Here is a 21,028-nt window from a genome sequence, read left to right as displayed (position 1 = left end):
AAGAGTTTTGGGGAACTGTTTCGTGAGCCCGTCCAAAGTCAGGCGTATCAGCAACGTCTTGTTGGCATCGGCGTTGGTTGGCCTGCTGTGGGGGTGCGCGTCCCGTCCGACGAATGTGCTGCTGCCCGTGGCCGATACCTCGCCGTCCTCCAGCAAGGTGGAGATGCTGGTCGCAACGACACGCAGTCGTTCCTCCAATCCGGCACAAATGTATACGGGCGAGCGCGGACTGGCCCCCTCGTTCGCCGAAATCACGGTGTCGATCCCTCCGCCATCGGTCCGCAAGGTTGGAGAGGTCGCATGGCCCAAGAAGCTGCCGTCCAACCCGGCGACTGATTTCGCCGTCGTGCAGGCCCAGGAATTGACGCTCGAGACAGCGAAGGGGTGGCTTAGCGCCTCGGTCAGGAAGAGCCCGGATCACAGTGTCCTCGTCTTTATTCACGGATTCAACAATCGCTTTGAAGACGCGGTCTATCGCTTTGCGCAGATCGCAAAGGACACGGACACGCAGAGCGTCCCGATCCTGGTCACCTGGCCCTCCCGAGGCAGTGCGCTGGCGTATGGCTACGATCGTGAAAGCACCAACTACACGCGAAATGCGCTTGAACTGCTGTTCCAATACCTTGCACGCGATCCCCAGATAAAGGAAGTTTCGATCCTCGCCCATTCGATGGGCAACTGGCTTGCGCTGGAAGGCTTGCGCCAGATGGCCATCCGCAATGGCGGCCTTCCGAAAAAGTTCAAGAACGTCATGCTGGCCGCGCCAGACGTCGACGTCGATGTGTTTCGCACTCAGATTGCCGACATGGGCAACCAGCACCCGCAGTTCACCCTCTTTGTCTCGCAGGACGATCGCGCGCTCAAAGTTTCGCGACGGGTCTGGGGCGATATCCCCCGGCTCGGATCGATTGATCCGGAACAAGCTCCATACAGGGAAGATCTCGCCAGCAACAACATAACCGTCATCGATCTGACGAAAGTCAAATCCGGAGATCCTTTGCATCACGGCAAGTTCGCCTCGTCACCGCAGGTCGTGCAACTGATTGGGGCGCGTATGGCCGGCGGCCAGACGTTGACCGACAACAGGATAGGCCTCGGCGACACGATCATTCACGCAACGACCGGTGTGGCGGCAGCGGCGGGCAGCGCGGCAGGGTTGGTGATTGCCGCACCTGTTGCAGCGGTCGATCAAAACAGCAGAGAAAATTTGGGCAATCACATCGGCGCCTTGACGGGTTCCCGGACCAGCCAGAAATCGACTACTGGCAAGGAATGCGTTGGCTCCGCTGCGTCCACCAAAGATTGCAAGCAATAATCCTTCGTGGAAGCCAAAGGCGGCAGCACTGAAGCCGATGACGGAGAGAGTCAGCCGCGTCCGCAGGAACGTTGCCACGGTTTCGTCTGGCTAAAAAGGGGGATGAATGCGTCGCATCGCTCGGATCTCGCTTGCCATTATCCTTTCGCTAGCCGTCGCAATCCTGACTGCCTGGGCCGCAGTGGCCGGCGTCCTTTTCATCTTGTTCGGCCTCGCCACCGTCATCGCGCTCTTCAGCCGGTTTCGCATCAGACGTTTGTCCTATTTGCAGCTGCGTTTGCTGTGGTTCTGGTTTGGTGGAGCACCATCAGGCCTTTCGCCAGTTGTCGCGACGGCTCTCGCCCTGAATTCCTTGTTGATAAAGAGCGGACATTTCGGCGTGCAGAGCGCACACATTGCGGGGATCCAACTCCACCGCGTGCCGGGCGATGGCCAGGGCACGACCGACCGCCGGCGACGAGGCGGGTCAGCCGGAAACATGAATCGCACTTAGTCGATGGTGATATGAGCCAGCAAGGCCCAGGGCATTCGCATTCTTAGGAAATCGCTCGACCGCTTTCCCAAGGCAAACGCGCGGTCAAGCGCTGGCCTTGGGGACGAGGGGCACCCGGTATGCCGTTGGCGATCCGATGGAGTTGGGCACGACAGTCTTCCGCAGGGGATTGAACTTTCTTCCTGCGGAGGCATCCGCCCGGATCACCGTACCCTCGCGTGTTGAGGTTTTCGACCCGCCGCCGCCTCGTTTCTTCGTCAGTTACGGGGTGGTCCACGTAACTTACATACTGCGGCTGGCACGTCACGAGTGCCGAGCCTAGGTTGCCCTGATAACGTGGCGCAATGCCAGCGGGTATCGGGTCAAAAGGCAGAAAAAGCATTTTCAGCGGCAGCGCGTCGGTTCCCGATCCGTCGGTTGATGGACCGGACGCTTCTGTTCCCGAAAAAATGAGAAGACCGGCCGCCCCGCGGCCTGAGCCACTGTGAAGGATGAAAAGCCATGAAACACTACCTGAAATTGGCCGGCTCTACTGCGACCGCTGCACGCACGACGAGACTGCTTTGCGCCACCGTTTCGGTAGTGCTGATGGGCCTAACCGCTGCGTCCGCCGAAGCGCCCAAGATGAAAATGACGACGCCGATACCGGATTCGATCATCACGCCGGAGAGTTTGGACACCAGGCTTGGCAAGCTGAACTTTTTCGACGGCTTCCCGGATGACGCCACTTCGGAGAAGCTTTACGACAATCTCGATTTCATGCGCGGCGTCGACGCCTTCCTCAACGCCATGCCCGGCGCATCGGTTGAAGCTATGCGGGTTGGCCTTGCCAGTCAGGGCGCCGACAACAACCAGACCATTCTGATCTTCGAAAACCTCATGGACTCGCATTCGTTGTTTCTGACCGGCAACACCGAAAGCATCTACAATCTGATGTGGCTGGACACCAAGGCCGGTCCGCTGGTCATCGAGACGCCGCCCAATATCCTGGGCATGATCGACAATCACTGGTTCCAATATGTCGGCGATGTCGGCAATGCCGGTCCGGACAAGGGCAAGGGTGGAAAATACCTGCTCTTGCCGCCGGGCTACGAGGGCGAGATCCCCGAAGGTTATTTCGTATTGCGGACGTCGACCTACGGGAACCTGTTCTTCTGGCGTGGCTTCCTCGAAAATGGCAGCACCGCAACTGCGGTCGAAAATACCAGGAAATTCGCCAAGGTGTATCCTCTTTCGGACGTCGGCAATCCGCCGCCAATGAAAATCATCAATACGTCTGGCAAGGAGTACAACACCATCCATGCCAATGATTTCCATTTCTACGAGGAAGTGAACAACATCGTCCAATACGAGCCGAATGAGGCCTATCACCCGGAAGTGCTCGGACAACTCGCCGCAATCGGCATTGTAAAAGGCAAACCCTTCGCACCCGACGAGAGGATGAAGAAGATCCTCACTGAAGCCGTGGCCGTCGGCAATGCGACAGCGCGCACCATTACCTTCAAGACTCGTATGAAGGACGCCTACTACTATCCGGACAGTGCCTGGTTCACCGGCTTTGTCGGCGGCAGCTACGAGTTCCTTCTGCAGCCCGGCGTTCGCTATCTGGATGCCCGTGTCCTGTTCCACTACTATGCGACGGGCATCACGCCGGCCATGGCGATAAAGCGCGTCGGCATCGGTTCGCAGTACGCAGGCGCCACGACCGACAAGGACGGCAAGCCGTTCGATGGCGGCAAGACCTATAAGGTGCATCTGCCGCCAAACATTCCGGCAAAGAATTTCTGGTCGTTCGTCTTGTATGACAATCAGACGCGTTCGATGCTGCAGACGGACCAGCAATTCCCTAGCATCGGCAGCGACAAGAAAGACATTGTGATCAACGCGGACTCCTCGGTCGATGTCTGGTTCGGCCCGACGGCGCCGGAAGGCCATGGGGCCAACTGGATCCAGACAGTTCCCGGCAAGGGCTGGAACGTTCTTCTTCGCCTCTATGGTCCGCTGCAGCCATGGTTCGACAAGACCTGGAAGCCGGGCGAGATCGAACTCGTCCCGTGACAAGTGGATACGGTTGGCCATGGGGCGCGGATCCCATGGTCCCGCTGGCGCTCTTCTCATTCAACGTCGGCGTCGAACTTAGCCAGCTGATATTTATTGCCGTTGTGCTGGTCGCCATTCATCTAGTCCAGCGCGTTTATGAATTGCCGCGGCAGGCGGTTGTCGCCTCAGCCTATGTCATCGGGACGATCAGCGTTCTGGAGCATTGAGCGCTTTGATTCAATGTTCATGTAGCGGGCGTGGAGCGACCCCATGGGTACAATGAAATCCGAGCAGCGATCCGATCCGCAGGAAGGCTCTGACCCGTGGGTGGATGCTCGCCCCGCTTCATGCCTTTCTCAGAAAGGTCAGGCCGAGTTCGGATGACGTGGACAGGACCGCGCAGCTCTATGGCGTGTCGCTCACCGCCTCCAAGGGGGCCTTGCTCTTTTTCAGGATTTGGTTTGCCTGATGAGCAGCGGCCGCAGTCTCCCCGCCACCCTCGACGTGAACGGTGGGAACCGCGATCTTGATACCGTTCTCCTCGAAGGCCTTCTTGATCATCATGAAGGCGCGCCGCTTGATGCCGAATTGGGTCCCGGGCTTTGTCATCAGCTTCATCCTGAGAACGATCGCGTAGTCCCCGAAATTGTCGATGCCTTGCATCTTGAGCGGCTCGATCGTGTCAGCCGCAAATTCCGGGTCTGCCGCCAGCTCCTGGCCTATCTTCTTGATCAGCTTGCGCGCCAGGTCCACGTCGGAATCATAGGTCACGCCGATCGTGATCTTGTCCATCACCCAATCCCTGCTCATGTTCTGGACCGCCCCGAGTTCACCGAACGGGACGGTATAGATGGGGCCGCGATGATGCCGCAGACGCACCGACCGCAGGCTGAAGGATTCGACCGTGCCTTTGTAGCTGCCGCTCTGGATGTATTCACCGACCCGGAAGGCGTCGTCCATCATGTAGAACACGCCGCTCAGCACGTCCTTGACCAGGGTCTGCGAGCCGAAGCCGATGGCGATGCCGAAGATGCCGGCGCCGGCAATCAGCGGGAGTATCTTCACGCCGAGCCCAGCGAGGATCGTTAGCACGGTGACCGCGGCTATGAACACGGCAAGGGCGTTGCGGAATATCGGCAACAGCGTGCGCAGCCGGCCGCTGCGGGCCAGCTGGTCGGCGCTGCTCCCATCCGCCTGCGCGAGGTTCATGCGATATTCGATCAAGGCCTTCAACAGTTGCCAGAGCAGGTCGGCGATCAGCAGAATGATGATGCCGTGGAGCAGCCCGGTTATCAGGAAGCCGGCGCTTTCGCTGCCGGCGAGGCTCGCGGCCCTGATCCGCCAGATATAGGCAAGCCATGCGACTGCCGCGGCAATGACCACCGCCCTGGCGCCCCTGACAATGAGCACGTTGAGTGCGACGCCCATCGCGCCGCTGCGCTTCGACCTGCCGGCGAAGGCCTGTGCCGCGGCGCCGACGCCGCGCAAGGCTGTCGGCAGCACCAGGGCGAAAATCCCAAGCCACAGGACGCCGAGCAGGCCGGCGACCCAAGCCATCCAGAGCACGATCAGGGACAAGGTGAGAAACCATTGCTTGACCAGAGAGCCTCGCCCGTCGGGCCGTTGCCAGACGACCTCGATTGCGGTCGCCAGAACGCCAAGCCCGAACAGGAAGGCGGCGAGCTCCGCAGCCTCTTGAGAGAAGCCCAAGCCAGGCATGAGGCTGGCGATGGCCCAGCCGAACAACAGGAACCCGGCCACAAGGCTGACACGCCACCGCCAGAAATGGGTCGAAGCCTCACTTTCGAAAAGCCGAGTCGGCTTGTCCGAGGGGGCGCTTGTCGCACCGCCGAACGCAAACAGCAATCGGGCTGCCGCGCGAACGATACGGAACGCGATGAACGCAAGAAGCAGGGTCAGAATGATCCTGCGGAGCAAGGGTGGCCATCCGAGTGCCAGGAACGAACCGGCGCTGGCGAGAGCAAAAGTCAGCAGGGCGACAGTCTCGAAGAGGACCGCTTGTCCGGCGTCTTCCTGAGCAACCGCGCTCATCGTCCTGGCGAGCGCTCGTCGGACCGCCCACTCGGCTCCGAAACCGACCGCGATCAGGACCGCCAGGATGCCCATGACCAGCCCTGGCCTGCCGGAGTTCACGTCATGCGAGACAATTTCGGCGGCTCGCGAAAATTCTTCCGGCAGGCGCGGGATCGCGGCGCCGAGCGCACCGATACGGGCACGAATACCCGTCTCCACGCTCAAGATGTCCTCGGAAATGGACAGGCCGGGCTCGTCCGTGGCCGCTGGAATCTTTCCCTCGAGCCATGCCTTTAGTTGCGGATCGGACAAAAGCTCGAGGAACTGCTTTGCCTTTTCGGGCGGAAGGTCGGGGGAGGGCTGTTGAGCTAGCGAAGTTCCTTGCAAGAGCGCTAGCAAGAGCACGACGACAACTGGCAGGAACCCGAGCCGTAGCTTGTAATTCATGAGTGCCTCGAGTTTTGAATGCCGCAGCTGCACATATTGGCTCCTCGCCCCTTTTATGGGCCCTGTTCTGGCTGCATGCTACGTCTCCGGGCAGAGTCGCTGCAAGTTAAGGGCGCAGTCAAAATCCATCGGACTCTTTGTGCCCATAAAACCGGACAACGAGTCCCAGAATCGGACCTTGCTGCACGACATCGAGGAAACCGTCGTCGTTGCTGTAGTCGACGCCCAGTGCCCGGTACCCGATGACCGATGAGGTGCGATCGTTGAAACGATAGCCGATCGCCCCGGCGACATCCCAGTCGATGTCGGTCTTCGCCGGCGCCGACGAGCCCCACCGGTCGACCTCGGGCCTGACCGAATAGTTTCCACGAAACCGGCCATGGCATCCACCCAGGCTGCGCCGTCGCTTCACTGAAGGAGAAGTCGGTGTCGACCGTCCACACCCTACTGTCGCGGAATGCCTCATTTGCGGATCGCAAGTTCGGCATGCGGCAGGCGTCGCTTGCCGCCGAATATCACTGCTCCCTGCCAGGAGTTTTGCCGTTTGCTGCCATAGCGCCATTCCTTATGCGCTAGAATGCGCATAGTCTTTTTGATGGTGCCAGTATCGGTATGTAAGTTACGTAGACGAACTGTTGCTTGGTGAAGCTGTATCCGCCGATGGCCGAGGATTGACACGCCTGTGGCAGCGGTTCCCAAAGAACCCGCAATGTCTTCCCGATCCAACCCAAGGCTATGGCGCGATATATCGGCGCCGGGAATTGGATCTCCCTACGGTCATTTGTCCGTCGAGCTCGACCGTATCCTGGATAGCCCCGCTTTCGATGCAACCGAGCGGATTTTGCCCGTAGGTTACCGTTAATTACCTTCCGCCCCGAGCGGCAATAGGCGAACCTCACGAAGGACGATTTTGTCGAGGGCATGGTTGAACCGTCCTGCCACGAGTTTCGTCTCATCGACAGAACGCGGAGCATGTTTTTCTCGCCAAGGAACCGAAAACCCGGCTCATTTTGGAAAGCGGTACAGGCAAAGGAGGACGTCAGATGAGTGACAAGCAGGCGAATCCAGACCGACAACCGAACCGGCGCGACATTTTGCTGACCGGAGGATCTGTGCTTGCCATTTCAGCTGTCGCATCCGGAATAGCCACGAGCGCGAAAGCTCAAGCAGCGGGTGCAAAACCCAACATCCTCGTCATTTTCGGCGATGACGTCGGTTATTGGAACCTCAGCGCCTACAACCGGGGGATGATGGGCTATCGCACGCCGAACATCGATCGCATCGCCAAAGAGGGGGCGATCTTCACCGACCACTACGCCCAGCAGTCCTGCACAGCCGGGCGCGCCGCATTCATTACCGGCCAATCCTGCTTCCGCACCGGCCTGCTGAAGGTAGGCCTGCCGGGTGCCAAGGAAGGGCTGTCGGAGAAGGACCCGACACTTGCGGAACTGCTCAAGCCGCAGGGCTATGTTACCGGGCAATTCGGCAAGAACCATCTCGGCGACCGCAACGAGCATCTGCCCACCGTTCACGGCTTCGATGAATTCTTCGGCAATCTCTATCACCTCAATGCCGAGGACGAGCCGGAGCATCCCGACTACCCGAAGAACCCCGAGTTCAAGGCCAAGTTCGGTCCACGCGGCGTGATGAAATGCAAGGCCAGTGCAACCGACGATCCTACCGAGGATCCGCGCTTCGGGCGGGTGGGCAAACAGGAGATCGAGGACACCGGTCCGCTGACGAAGAAGCGCATGGAAACCGTAGACGAAGAGTTCCTCGGCAGCGCGCTCAACTTCATCGACCGCTCGAACGCCGACGGGAAGCCGTTCTTCTGCTGGTTCAATTCGACCCGGACCCACATCTACACGTTTCTCAAGGAGGCCTCGAAGGGCAAAACCGGCTTGGGCATCTATGCGGACGCCATGGTGGAGATGGACGGCATGGTTGGCCAGCTTCTGGGCAAGCTCGATGACCTCGGCATCGCCGACAACACCATCGTCCTTTGGACGACCGACAACGGTGCGGAGGTTTTCTCGTGGCCGGACGGCGGCACCACGCCTTTCAAAGGCGAGAAGAACACAAACTGGGAAGGTGGCTACCGCGTGCCGTGCATGATGCGCTGGCCCGGCGTCATCAAGCCCGGAACCGAAATCAATCACATAACGTCACATGAAGACTTCGTGCCAACGCTTGTCGCCGCCGCAGGCGAGCCAGACGTGACGGCCAAGCTGTTGAGCGGATACGAAGCCGCTGGCAAGAGCTTCAAGGTGCATCTGGATGGCTACAACCAACGCGATGTGCTGGCTGGCGAAGGCGAAGGCAAGCGCCACGAATACTTCTACTGGACCGATGACGGCAATCTCGCCGCCTTGCGTTACGAACGCTGGAAGATGGTCTTCCTCGAGCAGCGCGAGGAGGGGCTTGCCGTGTGGGAGAATCCGCTGATTCCGCTGCGGTTCCCGAAGCTCTTCGACATCAAGGGTGACCCGTTCGAACGGGCGCAGACGGACGCCGGGGAATATGACAGATGGCGTGTCGAGCACGCCTTCGCGCTCGTGCCGGCGCAGGCTTATGTCGCCAAACACCTGCAGACCTATGTCGAGTTCCCGCCGCGGCAGAGCCCCGGCAGCTTCGCGCTCGACCAGGTCCTGGCGAAACTGCAGGAGGGTGGCAGACACTGAGTCTTCGCTCTGAACAGGCCGCGCTCGCACTATCGGCAGGCGCGGCCTCCAAGCCAACTCGGAAGCAGGTCAATGGCCGTCGCGAACAACAATCCCTCGACCGAGACCATTGCTCAGCGGGCAAAGAACGAATTGCGCGAGTACGCGCTCCTGTCTTTGTATCTATTCGTCTGCTTTGGTGCGCTCATTCTCTACAAGGCAGCGATCCTTGGCGAGGAGGGCATCAGCTATCTGCCATCAGGCCTGGCGGCCATCAAGGCACTGATCCTGGCGAAGTTCATAATGCTCGGTCAAATGATCCGATTGGGTGACCGGCGCGGAGCAGGCAGAATCGCCTACGTCATAGCCTACAAGGCCTTGCTCTATCTGATCCTGCTTCTCGTTCTCTCGGTCATCGAGGAAGTCGTCGTCGGTTTGATTCATGGGCGATCGGTCGCCGCCTCGCTCGCCGAGTTCGGAGGCGCCAAGCTGCCGCAGACGCTGGCGACAAGCCTGATCATGCTGCTGATATTGATCCCCTATTTGGCGTCCAGGGAACTGAATGTCGCCCTTGGCGAAGGCAGGCTCTGGACCCTGCTGCTCGAACGCCGCGACGGACCTCGGTCAGCCGGTCTGGCAGCTACCGCGAGAGAGTCAGGTCCAACGAACCCGAGCGATCACCCTTACCAGTGATCGCTTTTTGATGATGGCGCTCCGGATGAGCGCGACGCAGAGGAGACATCAGATCATGACCAATCTTGCTTGCGCCGCGAAGCGCTACCTGGTGTCCATCCTCCTGTTGCTGGGGGCCGCAGGCTCTGCCACTGCGCAGGGCGCCGATCAGCTACCTTCCTGGAATGATGTCCAGGCCAAGCAGGCCATCGTCGCGTTCGTCGACCGCGTGACCGCTGAAGGCGCGGCGGACTTCGTGCCCGAAGCAGAGCGCGTCGCTGTTTTCGACAATGACGGGACGCTGTGGGGCGAACAGCCGCTCTACTTCCAACTCCTATTCGCGCTCGATCGGATCAAAGCGCTCGCCCCGCAACATCCGGAGTGGAAGGAGAAGGAGCCGTTTGCCTCTTTGCTGAGGGGCGACGTGAAAGCAGCACTTGCTGGCGGCGAGCCGGCCATCATGCAGATCGTCATGGCCACGCATTCCGGCATGACGACGGAGGAATTCGATCAGATCGTCCGCGATTGGGTTGCCAGCGCCAAGCATCCGAAGACCGGCCGGCCTTACACGGAGATGGCCTACCAGCCGATGCTGGAGGTGTTGAGCTATCTGCGGGCCAACGGCTTCAAGACTTTCATCGTATCAGGCGGCGGGATCGATTTCATGCGGGTCTTCAGCGAAGACGTTTACGGCATTCCACCCGAGCAGATCGTTGGCAGCAGTGGCAAGACCAGTTTTGAGATGCGCGACGGGGTGCCACTGCTCATGAAGTTGCCGGAAATCAACTTCATTGACGACAAGGCGGGCAAGCCTGTCGGCATCCACCAGCACATCGGTCGCCGGCCCATCGCGGCGTTCGGCAATTCGGACGGCGACCTGCAGATGCTGCAATGGACATGCTCGGGACCTGGCCCGCACTTTTGCCTTTATGTGCACCACACCGACGGTGAGCGGGAATGGGCCTACGACCGCGAGTCGCACATCGGCCATCTCGACAAGGGTCTCGACGCCGCAGCCGATTCTGGTTGGACGGTTATCGATATGAAGAAGGATTGGAATCGGGTGTTCGCCTTCGAGAAGTAAGGATTCGGAGCAAGACGATGCGCCAAGTTGTGGAACACCAGGCTCAATCTACACAGGTCGAAGAGCCAATCCTGAACATGGTGTGGATTCCCGGCGGTACATTCCTCATGGGATCGGACAAGCACTATCCCGAAGAGGCGCCGGCGCATAGGGTGGCAGTGGGCGGCTTCTGGATGGACGCCTGCCCCGTCACCAACCGCGAGTTCGCTCGCTTCGTCGACGCAACTGGTTACGTCACCTCGGCCGAACGTCCCGTAAATCCCGATGATTATCCCGGAGCGAAGCCGGACATGCTGGCGCCATCGTCCGTGGTGTTCAGCAAGGCCAAACAGCGTGTCGACCTTCGCGACCACTACAATTGGTGGGTCTACGTGCGCGGCGCCAATTGGCGCCATCCGCGCGGGCCGGCGAGTTCGATCAAGCGGCTGGCCGACCATCCGGTCGTGCATGTGAACTTTGAGGACGCCGAAGCCTACGCATCGTGGGCGGGCAAGGAATTGCCCACCGAGGCTGAGTGGGAATTCGCGGCGCGGGGCGGGCTCGACGCGGCCGAATTTGTCTGGGGCGATGAAATGGCGCCCGATGGCCGACACATGGCCAATACCTGGCAAGGCGAGTTCCCATGGCAGAATCTCTGCGAGGACGGCTACGAGGGGACGTCACCCGTCGCCTCCTTTGCCGCCAACGGCTACGGCCTCTACGACATGGCTGGCAATGTCTGGCAGTGGACCACGGACTGGTACCAGGAACACGGCAAGATCGACAGCCCGTGCTGCACGGTTGACAACCCCCGCGGTGCCAAACGGGACGACAGCCTCGATCCACGGCAGCCGCAGATCAGAATCCCGCGCAAGGTGATGAAAGGCGGCTCGCATCTTTGCGCGCCCAACTATTGCCGGCGCTACCGCCCGGCCGCCCGAATGGCGCAGCCGATCGATACGTCGACGTGCCATTTGGGTTTCCGCTGCATTGCACGCAGTCTCGGCGCGATATGTCGAGCATTGGATCCAGAGTAGGCACCGGCGAGGTGCAGTTTTCCGCTCACCGCCAATTGTGCGGGCGCCCGCATTTGGCTGCTCGCGTTCGACGTAAATTACATAGAGTCGCTGGTGCAGCAGGGCCTATTGGCGCATCGTTTCAGCCTGCGGACAGGCGTCCTCGTTGGCGCCGGCCCTCAAAGCCCTTTCTGCCGGCCAGGAGGAGATGAGTTGAAGGCCTTTCTTGCCACTGTCGTTGCTCTCCGCGGCGTGGTGACGTTCCCATTTCCAAAAAAGCCGCCCGGCGCAAAGGCCTGCCGGGACGACGACAAGCAGGGAGGATCGAAGCATGACGGGCAATGACATGTTGAAGGTCGGCGCTGCGGCGCTGGCGCTGCTGCTTGCCGGGCTTGGCTCGGCGCATCCTGTCCTTGCACAAGAACAGGTCGCGGCGGCTGCCGCTTCGGGTGATGCGACGACTTCGCCGGAGCCGCTGAGCGCCGACGAGATGGAGGTCCTGGTTGCGCGGATTGCGCTCTATCCGGACGAACTGATCGCGGTGATCACCGCGGCAGCGCTTTATCCGCTGGAGATCGTCGAGGCGGCGCGCTTTCTCGAGCGGTACGAGAAGGACAAGGGCCTGAAGCCGAAGGAGAGCTGGGACGGCTCCGTGGTTTCGCTGCTCAATTATCCGGGCATCGTCAAGATGATGAGCGACGACCTCGAATGGACGCAGACGCTCGGCGACGCCATTGCCTACCAGCAGAAGGACGTGCTGGTTGCCATCCAGCAGCTGCGCGACGAGGCAGTCGCCAAGGGCGTGATCAAGACCGACGACAAGATCCAGGTGGTCAAGGAGAACGACAATTTTGTCATCAAGTCGGCGAGCTCCGAAGTGATCTACGTCCCGCAATATCCGCCGCAGATGTTTTATGAGCCGGGTTACGTGTGGGAACCGATCCGCTATTATCCCGATCCTTACCCCTATTACTGGTATCCGGGAGCGACCTTTTTCGCCGGGGCGGTGACCGGCGCCATCTGGGCCGCCGCCGTCGACTGGAACGACTGGGGCGTATGGGGCGGCCGCTGGAACGGCAACGACATCAATATCGATTGCAACAATTGCTTCAACAACCGCGACTTCAGCGGCAAGATCAACTTGAACGACGTCGACTGGAAGAACATCGACCGCAACAAGATCAAGATCGACCGCGACCAGTTCACCAAGTTCGACCGGAACAATATCAAGAACCGGATCGAAAAGAACGGCGACAACGCAATCCGCGACCGCGCCCGCGACATCAAGAAGAACGACAAGCTCGCCAATAGGGCGCCGGGCAAGACGGCCGCAACGAGAGACATCCGCAAGAGCACGCTCGACGGGCTGAAGGGCCAGGGCGGTCAGGCGGCAAACAGGCCGGGCAACAGGCCGAACGTCAAACGCCCAGAAGCCAGGCCCGCCGTCGCCGACCGCCCGACCGCCAACCGCCCAACCGCCAAACCGGCAAAGGTCAACCGCCCGGCCGGCAAGCCGAAACCGGCGGCAAGGGTCGACAATCGGCCGAAGAAGCCTTCGGGGCTTGGCAACGTCGATCGCGGAAAGGTGACCAAGGTCAGCTCCAACCGCGGCCACCAATCGATGGGTGGCGGCAGCCGTGGTGGCGGCCACAAGCAGATCAAGCGCGGCGGCGGCGGACGCCGGCGTTAACGGAACGGGAGGACCGGATCATGATACAGATGTTCAGCACCACCCGTCACACGGGACTTTTGCATACGATCCTTCTCGGCTCTGTCTGCGCCGTGGCGCTTGCAGTGGGCTTCGCTGTCTCGCAGCCAGCATCTGCACAGGATGCGCCGGACGCGCCGGAGATCACCGCCTTTGCGGCCGCCGCCGACCCGCCCGTCTTCGATACGCCCGAGGCAGCGGTCGATGCATTCAAGCAGGCCCTGAAAGACGCCGGCAACGGTTCGGTTGCGACCCTTCTCGGCCTCGATGCGGAAAAGCTGAAAGCTGACGAGAACGCGGAGGAGACGCTGGCGGCGATCAAGGAGGGTGTGGCCAAGCAGCTTGTCCTCGATGGCGAGGGTGACCGCCGCACGCTGCAGATCGGCGACAAGCTGTGGCCGCTGCCGTTTCCGCTCGTCAAGGGCGAGGACGGCAAGTGGGCTTTCGACACCTATGCCGGGCTCGAAGAGATCGTGAACCGGTATGTCGGCGAAAACGAGCTCACCGCGATCGAGACGATGCGCGCCTATGTCGATGCGCAAGAGGACTATGCGTCGCGGGACCGCGACGAGGATGGCGTGGAGGAGTTCGCGCAGAAGCTGATCAGCTCGGAAGGCGCGATCGACGGACTCTACTGGCCGACAGACGACATCAACGGCGAGAGCCCGGCTGGCGGCAATATCGATCAGGCCGAGCTCGAGGACGCGGCCAAGGGCGAAGGCTATTTCGGCTACAAATACAAGATCCTGACCGGCCAGGGCGACCAGATCGCCGGCGGCGCCTACGACTACGTCATAAACGGCAACATGATCGCCGGCTTTGGCCTTATCGCCTGGCCGGCCAAATATGGCGAGACAGGCGCAAAAACCTTCGCCGTCAACCAGCACGGCGTCGTCTACGAGACCGATCTCGGGCCAGCAACGGACGCCATCGTGACATACATCGAACGCTTCAATCCGAACGATACGTGGCAAGTCGTGGCCGACTGAGAGAAATGGATCAAAAGCCGGGTTATTTTCGAGTCGATCGGCAAAACCCTGCGCTGTGGCAGAAGAGGTCGTATGGAACTGAGCTTCTCATTCATGGCCAAGCCCGGCCACCAGTCCGTCGTCGGGCGGCGCCCAGCAGAAAGCCGCCCAGACCGCACAGGGTGGCGAACAGGAAGCGGCGATCATCAGGCAGCGCCTGATATTTTGGAGTGATGGCAATGTCCGAAGCGATGCATCCCCTAGCACCCCATCATCTGCCGGGGTTTATTGTGGCTCCGGGAGAGACCGATGTTCTCTTCACCGGAACGGTAATATTCATCATCGTGCTGCTCATGATGCTTGGCAGCCTGTATTTCTGGCTCCATTCGCTGCCTGAGCGCATCGCGCATGGGGCCAGCCAGGTCCAGTTTCAGTTGGTGGCGGTTCTGGCGTTGCTCGCGCTGTTCACTCACATCAATGTGTTCTGGGTTGCGGCATTGCTGCTTGCGATCGTTCCCATTCCCGACTTCTGGACGCCGTTGTCCACCATGGCTGAATCGCTTGCCAGGATGGCCGCCGACAGGCGCCAGGCGCCCGCACCTGCAGCATCTGCGCCGGAAGCAATTGCTGCGGGATCGCCGCTGTCGGTGAACGACGCGCCATTATCCCAGGTGCGGGTTGTGGAGTTCGAGGCTCCATCCACGCCGCCCGATGACCAACACCGGGTTCCAGCAAACGAGGAGCGCCGGCCATGATCGAGTTACTGCTATGCTCAGTCGTGACGATCCTGCCCGATTTTCTCGTCCGGCGTTTTGTCCAGGGAAAGAAGATCGGACGTGAGATCACGCTCTATTCGGTGTGGTATGAACTCCGTTATGGCATAACCGCCTGCCTGGGACTCACCATCGTACTCCTGACGCTGATCCTTTATTACCATCCATCGACATCCAGCGCCGTTTCTTTCTTTCGCACGGTGCCCATTCTTCCCGAAGGCTCCGGCCGCGTTGAAGAGGTCTATGTGGGTCTCGGGGAAAAGGTGAAATCGGGACAGCGGCTCTTCAAGCTCGACAGTTCGACCCAGAAAGCCGCGCTTGAAACTGCGCGGCTGCGTGTGTCGGAGATAGATGCGGCGCTGGTGTTGGCGAAGACCGAGTTGGTGACGGCCGATGCCCGGATCCAGGAAGCGCGGAGCGCCTATCAGCAGGCCGTGGACGAACTCGCGACCAGAACCGAACTTCAGAGGCGAAACTCCGGTACGGTTGCGCAACGGGAGATCGAGAAACTTCAGAATATCGTCGATGGTCGCCTAGCCGCGGTGTCTGCCGTCCTGGCCAGCAAGCAGTCCGTCGAAGCCCAGATCGCTTCGGTACTGCCGGCGCAGAAGGCCAGCGCCGAGGCTGCACTTGCCCAGGCGCAGGTCGAACTGGACAAGACGGTCGTCTATGCGGGAGTGGACGGAACGCTTGAGCAGTTCACGCTACGCAAGGGAGATATAGTCAATCCTATCTTGCGGCCCGCGGGAGTGCTGGTTCCCGCGAAGGCAGGCAGGCGGGCGCTTGTGGCGGGCTTCGGCCAGTTGGAGGCGCAGGTCATGAAGGTAGGCATGGTTGCCGAGGCCACCTGCATCTCCATGCCGATGACCATCATCCCGATGGTTGTGACCGAGGTGCAGGGTCTTATCGCAACCGGCCAAGTGCGCGCGTCGGATCAACTGATCGACGCTCAGCAAGTGATCAGGCCCGGGACGATCACCGTCTTTCTGGAACCGCTTTTCCAGGGTGGGTTCGAAGGCGTTCCGCCGGGAAGCAGCTGTATTGCCAATGCGTATACCAACAATCACGACCGGCTGTCCGAAGAAGGACTGAGCACCTCGAAATGGCTGTTTTTCCACGTCATAGACACGGTCGGGGTCGTGCACGCCGTCATCCTTCGAATTCAGGCGCTGCTCCTTCCGGTACAGACGCTTGTCCTCTCCGGGCACTGAGAAAGGCTGAGCAGCAACCCGGGCGCCCGGCTCAGCCAAGCCTCCCCATCATCGCCGAGGCGGTCAAGGGGGCAAGCTGAAGGTCGTGCCGGCCGGCTACGACATCGCCAGCGGACAGGTCACCCTGCTGGCCTGGATCAGCGGTATCGCTGCCTCGCGGGCTATCAAAGCGCCGCGAGGAACAGCTTGATCACAATGGCGTTGGCGATGTCGATGAAGAACGCGCCGACCAGCGGCACGACGAGGAACGCCACGTGCGAAGGCCCGTGACGCTGGGTCACGGCGGTCATGTTGGCCATTGCGGTCGGCGTCGCGCCGAGGCCGAAGCCGATGAAGCCGGCCGTCGCCACCGCCGCGTCGTAATTCCGCCCGAGCGCTGGGAAGCAGATATAGACCGCAAACAGCACCGCCAGGACCAGCTGCAGCGCGAGCAGCACCGAGAGCGGACCGGCAAGGTCGGTCAGCGTCCACAGCTTCATGCTCATCAGCGACATCGCGAGGAACACGCCGAGCGACACCTCGGCGATCAGCGCCAGCGCCGCTGTCCGGCTCGGCCAGACGCCGTCCGGCAGCACGCGGGGCACGAGGTTCGAGAGCACGATCCCGGCGGCAAGGCAGGGCAGGAAGAGTGGCAGCTTCACCCCGACGCTCTCGAGCCACGAGTGGCCGATGATGCCGATGATGCCGGCGACATGGATGGCCAGGATCGCGTGCAGGAAAGAGAAGTAGTCGATCTCAGGAAGCTCGGCGTCCGCGCTCACGCCCACGTCATACGACGGTTCCGGCTGCGCCTCGAGCCGATTGCGCTGGATAAGGTAGCGGGCGACGGGCCCGCCGGCGAGGCTCGCCAGGACGAGCCCCATCGTCGCGCAGACGATGCCGATTTCCATGGCGTTGGCGACGCCGCGCGTCTCGGCGATGACAGGCGCCCAGGCGATCGCGGTGCCGTGCCCTCCGGTCATCGAGATGCTGGCGGCAAGCAGCCCGACAGACGGGTCCAGCCCAAGGATGCCGGCTGCGCCAATGCCGACCACGTTCGCCACCAGCATGAAAGCCACGGTGACCGCCAGCAGCATCGCCAGCGGCCTGCCGCCCCTTGCGAGATCGCCGACATTGGCGTTGAGGCCGATCACGGTGAAGAAGTAGACGAGCAGGATATCGCGCGCCGTCAAGTCGAAATCGACCTTGATGCCGGAGAAGAGATAGACCAGCCCGATCGCAACGGAGAAAAGAAGGCCTCCGGCCACCGGTTCCGGGATGTTGTACTTGCGCAGGACCGCGGAACGCTGGTTGAGCGCCTTGCCGGCGAAGAGCACAACGACGCCTGCGGTGACCGATAGAAACGGGCGCACGTGCAGCACCTGCTGAGCATCGAAATCGATCATCTGATCCCCCGGGGCGCGCTCATTTACATGGGGCACGCCACTGATGACGAACAGATTACAACAGCTGGCCCAACGTAAGCGAGCCGTCTGGGCTCAGAAACTGCAAGCGGTCGGAAGTTTGTCTCCAGAGACCCTGGAGTGTGCTAGCCTCACCTGCAGAACGATGAGGTCTTGTCGGCATGGCTGCAGCACAAACTCCCTGGTGGGCATGGACTTGGCCAGCAGTGGCCTGGGCTATCCTGTTGACGACATTCTTTGCAGGCACCGGGGGCTTCATTGCTGCCGTGGCGGGAGCGGTCCTGATCGCCACAGTTTTTGCAGCCGTATACCACGCTGAGATCGTCGCGCACCGCACCGGCGAGCCCTTCGGCACGCTTGTGCTGGCCGTTGCCGTCACGGTTATCGAAGTGGCACTAATCGTCTCGGTGATGATCTCTGCTCCGGTCGAAAAAGCGGGGCTGGCGCGCGACACGGTGTTCGCCGCTGTCATGATCGTGATGAACGGCATCGTCGGCCTGTGCCTGCTGTGGGGCGGCGTGCGCCATCACGAACAGGGATTTCAGCTCCAGGGAGCGAGCGCCGCCTTGGCCGTCCTGGCCGCGCTCACCACACTGACGCTGGTTGTGCCAAACGTCGTCGCGACCTCAGTCGGTCCGATGTTCAGCACGTCGCAGCTTGTCTTCGTGGGCATGGTCTCGCTGGTTCTCTATGGTTCATTCGTCTTCGTCCAGACCGTGCGGCACCGCGACTACTTTCTGCCGGCTGAGGCGGGCGATGAGGAGGCGCACGCGTCGCCGCCCTCCAACCGGACGGCAGCCATCAGCGCAGGATTGCTGCTCGTCTGCCTCGTTGCGGTCGTGGCGCTTGCGAAATCCCTGACGCCAACGGTGGAGGCGGGAATCGCCCGGCTCGGGGTGCCAAAAGCCGTGGTGGGGATCGTAATTGCGGCGGTGGTGCTGCTTCCGGAACTACTGGCAGCGCTTAGAGCGGCCCGGGCCAACCGACTGTAGACCAGTCTGAACCTGGCGTTGGGGTCGATACTGGCGGCAATCGGCCTGACCATTCCCGCAGTTGCGCTCGTTTCGATAGTGCTTGGCCAGCCGCTAGAGCTCGGTCTGCACGAGAAGGACCAGGTCCTGCTGACGCTGACGCTGATCGTCAGCGTGATCACGTTGGGTACCGGCCGGACCACGGTGCTTCAGGGCATCGTACACCTGGTCATCTTCGCAGTGTTCTTGTTTTTCGCTGCCGTGCCGTGAGGCTTCACCGCCTTCGAACGCCTGGGATGGTCGTGAACGGCATACGCCCAGGCGCTTGGCCTTCGCCAGCCGCGCCCCTTCACCGCCGTCGCGAAAATTCCAGCTTCAGCCGGTCGATCTGCTCCGCGGTCCATCCCCCAACGTCAGTTACTTCGATCCAGGCATCGATGTAATGCTCCGGCGCATACACATGCCCGTGCCCCATCGGGGCCGTTGTGGCCATCGCCATGTCGACGGTGAGTTGGAGAAGCGTCACGACCGGATACCATTTGAGCTCGGGAGACACGTCGGAACCGCGCGGCCCCGCCATCCATTCCGGCTGTCGGTACAGGGACCGGTAGTCGAAGAACGTCACCGGGTCGCTCGCATATTGAAGATAGACGATCCGCATCGGTCCCCAATGTGCGTCCGGGATCGCCAGGCCGTTCTCCTGGCTCGTGAACCGCACATACGACCCGTCCCTGAAGCGTGGCAGCCAGGCTGGCGATCCTCGCTCGCGGTCGTCGGTGACGGAACGCCAGATCCTGCTCGGAAATGGCGGACCGCTCCAAAGTGCCCCCTGATACGGGTCGCCGATCACTTCGAACAACTCGGCGGATTGCTCGGAGCTTAAGGCGCCAAGGCTCAGCCCATGCAAATAGAGCCTGGGGCGCCTTTCCTTGGGAAGCGTGGTCCAATGCGCATAGACTTCCGCAAACAGGGCGCGAGCTGCCTCGGCGCCATAGCCGGGCTCGACCAGGAGGGACAGCCAGCTTGTGAGATACGAATACTGCATGGCGACGCTCGCGACGTCGCCGCCGTGGAGATATTCGACGGTGTCCATTGCAGCAGGGTCTATCCAACCGGTGCCTGTTGGCATCACCACGATCAGCACCGAGCGATCGAATCCGCCGACGCGCTTGAGCTCCTCGAGGGCGAGCTTTGCGCGCTCCTCGGCTGTCTCCGCAGACCGCAATCCGACATAGACGCGGATCGGCTCACGCGCATCCATCCCCAGGAACGAGCCTAAACCCTTGCTCGTCGGTCCGGTCGCGATGAACTCCCGTCCCGCCCTTCCTAGCTCATCCCACTCGATCAGCGAGGAATCGCTTCCGGTCTTGCTGGGGTCGGCCGGCTGTTGGGTCTCGGGCTCGATCAGCTCATCGAATGCCTGGAAGGACGAATCCGCGGCATGGAGCGCAAACCTGAAGAAAACGCCGTTGACCACCGTCCAGAATAACGCAGCCGCAGCGGCAATGCCGATCACGTATGACACGCGTTTCGGCACGATCCGGCCAAGCATTCGCGAGATGAACAGGAACGTGACCTGAAACAATCGCGCCAAGAGGATCAAGAGCACGAAGGTCAGCAACGCGATCAGACCGACCTTCAGGGGGTGCGCAGTGTCTACCGGCTCGAGCCTCATGAGCTGCCGGATCGAATTTTGCCATTCCGAAGCCTGCCAGAGAAACGCCACGGCAACCAGGATGCAGGTGGCCGCAGCGACGAGTTTGATGGCCCGCAAGATGCGGCCGGTGGGCTTGGGCAACTCCAGGTAGTCGGCCAGCCAGCGCCCGAACACGCCAAGCCCATATCCGGCCGCGAAAGAGCATCCGGATAGAACGCCTTGCGTTACAAAGGTGCGTGGAAGCAGGGAAGGGGTGAGCGAGGCCGCAAAGAAGAGTGTTCCGATCAGCAAGCCAGCGGCTGAGAAGGAACGCCAGAACCTGAAGATCCAGAATAGCCTCATTGGAGCGGCCACGTGCGATCGCTGGAGTGCTTCGAGGCAGCTTGCCGTGCAAGATACGTCGGCGCAACCCGCATGCGCGGGCGACGCCACGAACTCGATACCAATCTGGAGCAGTCTTTGTTCTGGAGCAGTCTTTCCAAACTTTAGGGGTGCGGTCGCTCGCCGTTCACCGCACGTGTCAAAGGAGACTGAGCAGCGCGGCACGATGGCCGAGCTTCATCGTTTGTGGAGGTTAGAAACGGAGTTTGGAACAGA

The 21,028-nt window shown here is 61.1% G+C and carries 14 protein-coding genes and 2 pseudogenes; 12 read left to right on the top strand and 4 right to left on the bottom strand.

Annotation, left to right across the window (positions count from 1 at the left end):
• Positions 1 to 46: 46 nt before the first annotated feature.
• The 3 genes from AC0L18_RS15765 (at position 47) to AC0L18_RS15755 (ending at position 4,075) form a co-directional block, all read left to right on the top strand.
• Complete coding sequence (locus tag AC0L18_RS15765; RefSeq protein WP_473493270.1) at positions 47 to 1,315, top strand: alpha/beta hydrolase; 1,269 nt, start codon at positions 47 to 49, stop codon at positions 1,313 to 1,315.
• 994 nt (positions 1,316 to 2,309) lie between these two features.
• Positions 2,310 to 3,866: a DUF1254 domain-containing protein gene (locus AC0L18_RS15760; RefSeq protein WP_473493190.1), complete on the top strand. Its 1,557-nt coding sequence runs from the start codon at positions 2,310 to 2,312 to the stop codon at positions 3,864 to 3,866.
• 35 nt (positions 3,867 to 3,901) lie between these two features.
• A complete protein-coding gene (locus tag AC0L18_RS15755) occupies positions 3,902 to 4,075 on the top strand; it encodes a HupE/UreJ family protein (protein WP_473493189.1) in 174 nt (57 codons plus the stop codon).
• A gap of 178 nt (positions 4,076 to 4,253) precedes the next feature.
• Here the strand turns inward: AC0L18_RS15755 and AC0L18_RS15750 are convergent, their stop codons facing one another.
• Positions 4,254 to 6,329 carry a mechanosensitive ion channel domain-containing protein gene (locus AC0L18_RS15750; RefSeq protein WP_473493188.1) on the bottom strand — a complete coding sequence of 692 codons (2,076 nt, stop codon included), beginning with the start codon at positions 6,327 to 6,329 and terminating at the stop codon, positions 4,254 to 4,256.
• A 118-nt stretch (positions 6,330 to 6,447) separates the two neighbouring features.
• Positions 6,448 to 6,737: pseudogene (locus tag AC0L18_RS15745) on the bottom strand (hypothetical protein); the annotation flags it as partial.
• A 635-nt stretch (positions 6,738 to 7,372) separates the two neighbouring features.
• Between AC0L18_RS15745 and AC0L18_RS15740 the strand changes: the two are divergent.
• The 8 genes from AC0L18_RS15740 to AC0L18_RS15705 all read left to right on the top strand — a co-directional run bounded on the left by AC0L18_RS15740 (position 7,373) and on the right by AC0L18_RS15705 (position 16,400).
• The gene (locus AC0L18_RS15740; RefSeq protein WP_473493187.1) at positions 7,373 to 9,010 is read left to right on the top strand and encodes an arylsulfatase; all 1,638 of its coding nucleotides are present in this window, start codon (positions 7,373 to 7,375) and stop codon (positions 9,008 to 9,010) included.
• 72 nt (positions 9,011 to 9,082) lie between these two features.
• Complete coding sequence (locus AC0L18_RS15735) at positions 9,083 to 9,682, top strand: hypothetical protein (RefSeq protein WP_473493186.1); 600 nt, start codon at positions 9,083 to 9,085, stop codon at positions 9,680 to 9,682.
• Between the two features lie 55 nt (positions 9,683 to 9,737).
• Positions 9,738 to 10,745 carry an HAD family hydrolase gene (locus tag AC0L18_RS15730; RefSeq protein ID WP_473493185.1) on the top strand — a complete coding sequence of 336 codons (1,008 nt, stop codon included), beginning with the start codon at positions 9,738 to 9,740 and terminating at the stop codon, positions 10,743 to 10,745.
• A gap of 17 nt (positions 10,746 to 10,762) precedes the next feature.
• Positions 10,763 to 11,761, top strand: a complete 999-nt coding sequence (locus AC0L18_RS15725; protein ID WP_473493184.1) for a formylglycine-generating enzyme family protein — start codon at positions 10,763 to 10,765, stop codon at positions 11,759 to 11,761.
• Between the two features lie 310 nt (positions 11,762 to 12,071).
• Positions 12,072 to 13,430: a DUF3300 domain-containing protein gene (locus tag AC0L18_RS15720; RefSeq protein WP_473493183.1), complete on the top strand. Its 1,359-nt coding sequence runs from the start codon at positions 12,072 to 12,074 to the stop codon at positions 13,428 to 13,430.
• A gap of 20 nt (positions 13,431 to 13,450) precedes the next feature.
• Positions 13,451 to 14,437 carry a DUF2950 family protein gene (locus AC0L18_RS15715; protein WP_473493182.1) on the top strand — a complete coding sequence of 329 codons (987 nt, stop codon included), beginning with the start codon at positions 13,451 to 13,453 and terminating at the stop codon, positions 14,435 to 14,437.
• Positions 14,438 to 14,655: 218 nt separating this feature from the next.
• Positions 14,656 to 15,171: a hypothetical protein gene (locus AC0L18_RS15710; protein WP_473493181.1), complete on the top strand. Its 516-nt coding sequence runs from the start codon at positions 14,656 to 14,658 to the stop codon at positions 15,169 to 15,171.
• Positions 15,168 to 16,400, top strand: coding sequence for an HlyD family secretion protein (locus tag AC0L18_RS15705; RefSeq protein ID WP_473493180.1), 1,233 nt, complete (start codon positions 15,168 to 15,170; stop codon positions 16,398 to 16,400). The genes AC0L18_RS15710 and AC0L18_RS15705 overlap by 4 nt, the downstream gene beginning before the upstream one ends.
• A gap of 164 nt (positions 16,401 to 16,564) precedes the next feature.
• Here AC0L18_RS15705 and gltS read toward each other — a convergent pair whose 3' ends face one another.
• Complete coding sequence (gene gltS / locus AC0L18_RS15700) at positions 16,565 to 17,785, bottom strand: sodium/glutamate symporter (RefSeq protein ID WP_473493179.1); 1,221 nt, start codon at positions 17,783 to 17,785, stop codon at positions 16,565 to 16,567.
• 179 nt (positions 17,786 to 17,964) lie between these two features.
• Here gltS and AC0L18_RS15695 point away from each other — a divergent pair.
• A pseudogene (locus AC0L18_RS15695) lies at positions 17,965 to 19,044 on the top strand (calcium:cation antiporter).
• Positions 19,045 to 19,123: 79 nt separating this feature from the next.
• On the opposite strand, the gene AC0L18_RS15690 reads toward AC0L18_RS15695, so the two are convergent.
• Positions 19,124 to 20,773 carry an alpha/beta hydrolase gene (locus AC0L18_RS15690; RefSeq protein WP_473493269.1) on the bottom strand — a complete coding sequence of 550 codons (1,650 nt, stop codon included), beginning with the start codon at positions 20,771 to 20,773 and terminating at the stop codon, positions 19,124 to 19,126.
• Between the last annotated feature and the right edge of the window lie 255 nt (positions 20,774 to 21,028).

The organism is Mesorhizobium sp. WSM4819 (genome assembly GCF_055811215.1).
Note: the sequence above shows the minus strand (reverse complement) of the source record. Positions and strands in the feature narration are given on the sequence as shown.

Coding starts and splice junctions, on each gene's coding strand:
- AC0L18_RS15760 (WP_473493190.1), top strand. CDS start 2,310: ATGAAACACTACCTGAAATTGGCCGGCTCTACTGCGACCGCTGCACGC.
- AC0L18_RS15755 (WP_473493189.1), top strand. CDS start 3,902: ATGGTCCCGCTGGCGCTCTTCTCATTCAACGTCGGCGTCGAACTTAGC.
- AC0L18_RS15750 (WP_473493188.1), bottom strand. CDS start 6,329: ATGAATTACAAGCTACGGCTCGGGTTCCTGCCAGTTGTCGTCGTGCTC.
- AC0L18_RS15740 (WP_473493187.1), top strand. CDS start 7,373: ATGAGTGACAAGCAGGCGAATCCAGACCGACAACCGAACCGGCGCGAC.
- AC0L18_RS15735 (WP_473493186.1), top strand. CDS start 9,083: ATGGCCGTCGCGAACAACAATCCCTCGACCGAGACCATTGCTCAGCGG.
- AC0L18_RS15730 (WP_473493185.1), top strand. CDS start 9,738: ATGACCAATCTTGCTTGCGCCGCGAAGCGCTACCTGGTGTCCATCCTC.
- AC0L18_RS15725 (WP_473493184.1), top strand. CDS start 10,763: ATGCGCCAAGTTGTGGAACACCAGGCTCAATCTACACAGGTCGAAGAG.
- AC0L18_RS15720 (WP_473493183.1), top strand. CDS start 12,072: ATGACGGGCAATGACATGTTGAAGGTCGGCGCTGCGGCGCTGGCGCTG.
- AC0L18_RS15715 (WP_473493182.1), top strand. CDS start 13,451: ATGATACAGATGTTCAGCACCACCCGTCACACGGGACTTTTGCATACG.
- AC0L18_RS15710 (WP_473493181.1), top strand. CDS start 14,656: ATGTCCGAAGCGATGCATCCCCTAGCACCCCATCATCTGCCGGGGTTT.
- AC0L18_RS15705 (WP_473493180.1), top strand. CDS start 15,168: ATGATCGAGTTACTGCTATGCTCAGTCGTGACGATCCTGCCCGATTTT.
- gltS (WP_473493179.1), bottom strand. CDS start 17,785: ATGATCGATTTCGATGCTCAGCAGGTGCTGCACGTGCGCCCGTTTCTA.
- AC0L18_RS15690 (WP_473493269.1), bottom strand. CDS start 20,773: ATGAGGCTATTCTGGATCTTCAGGTTCTGGCGTTCCTTCTCAGCCGCT.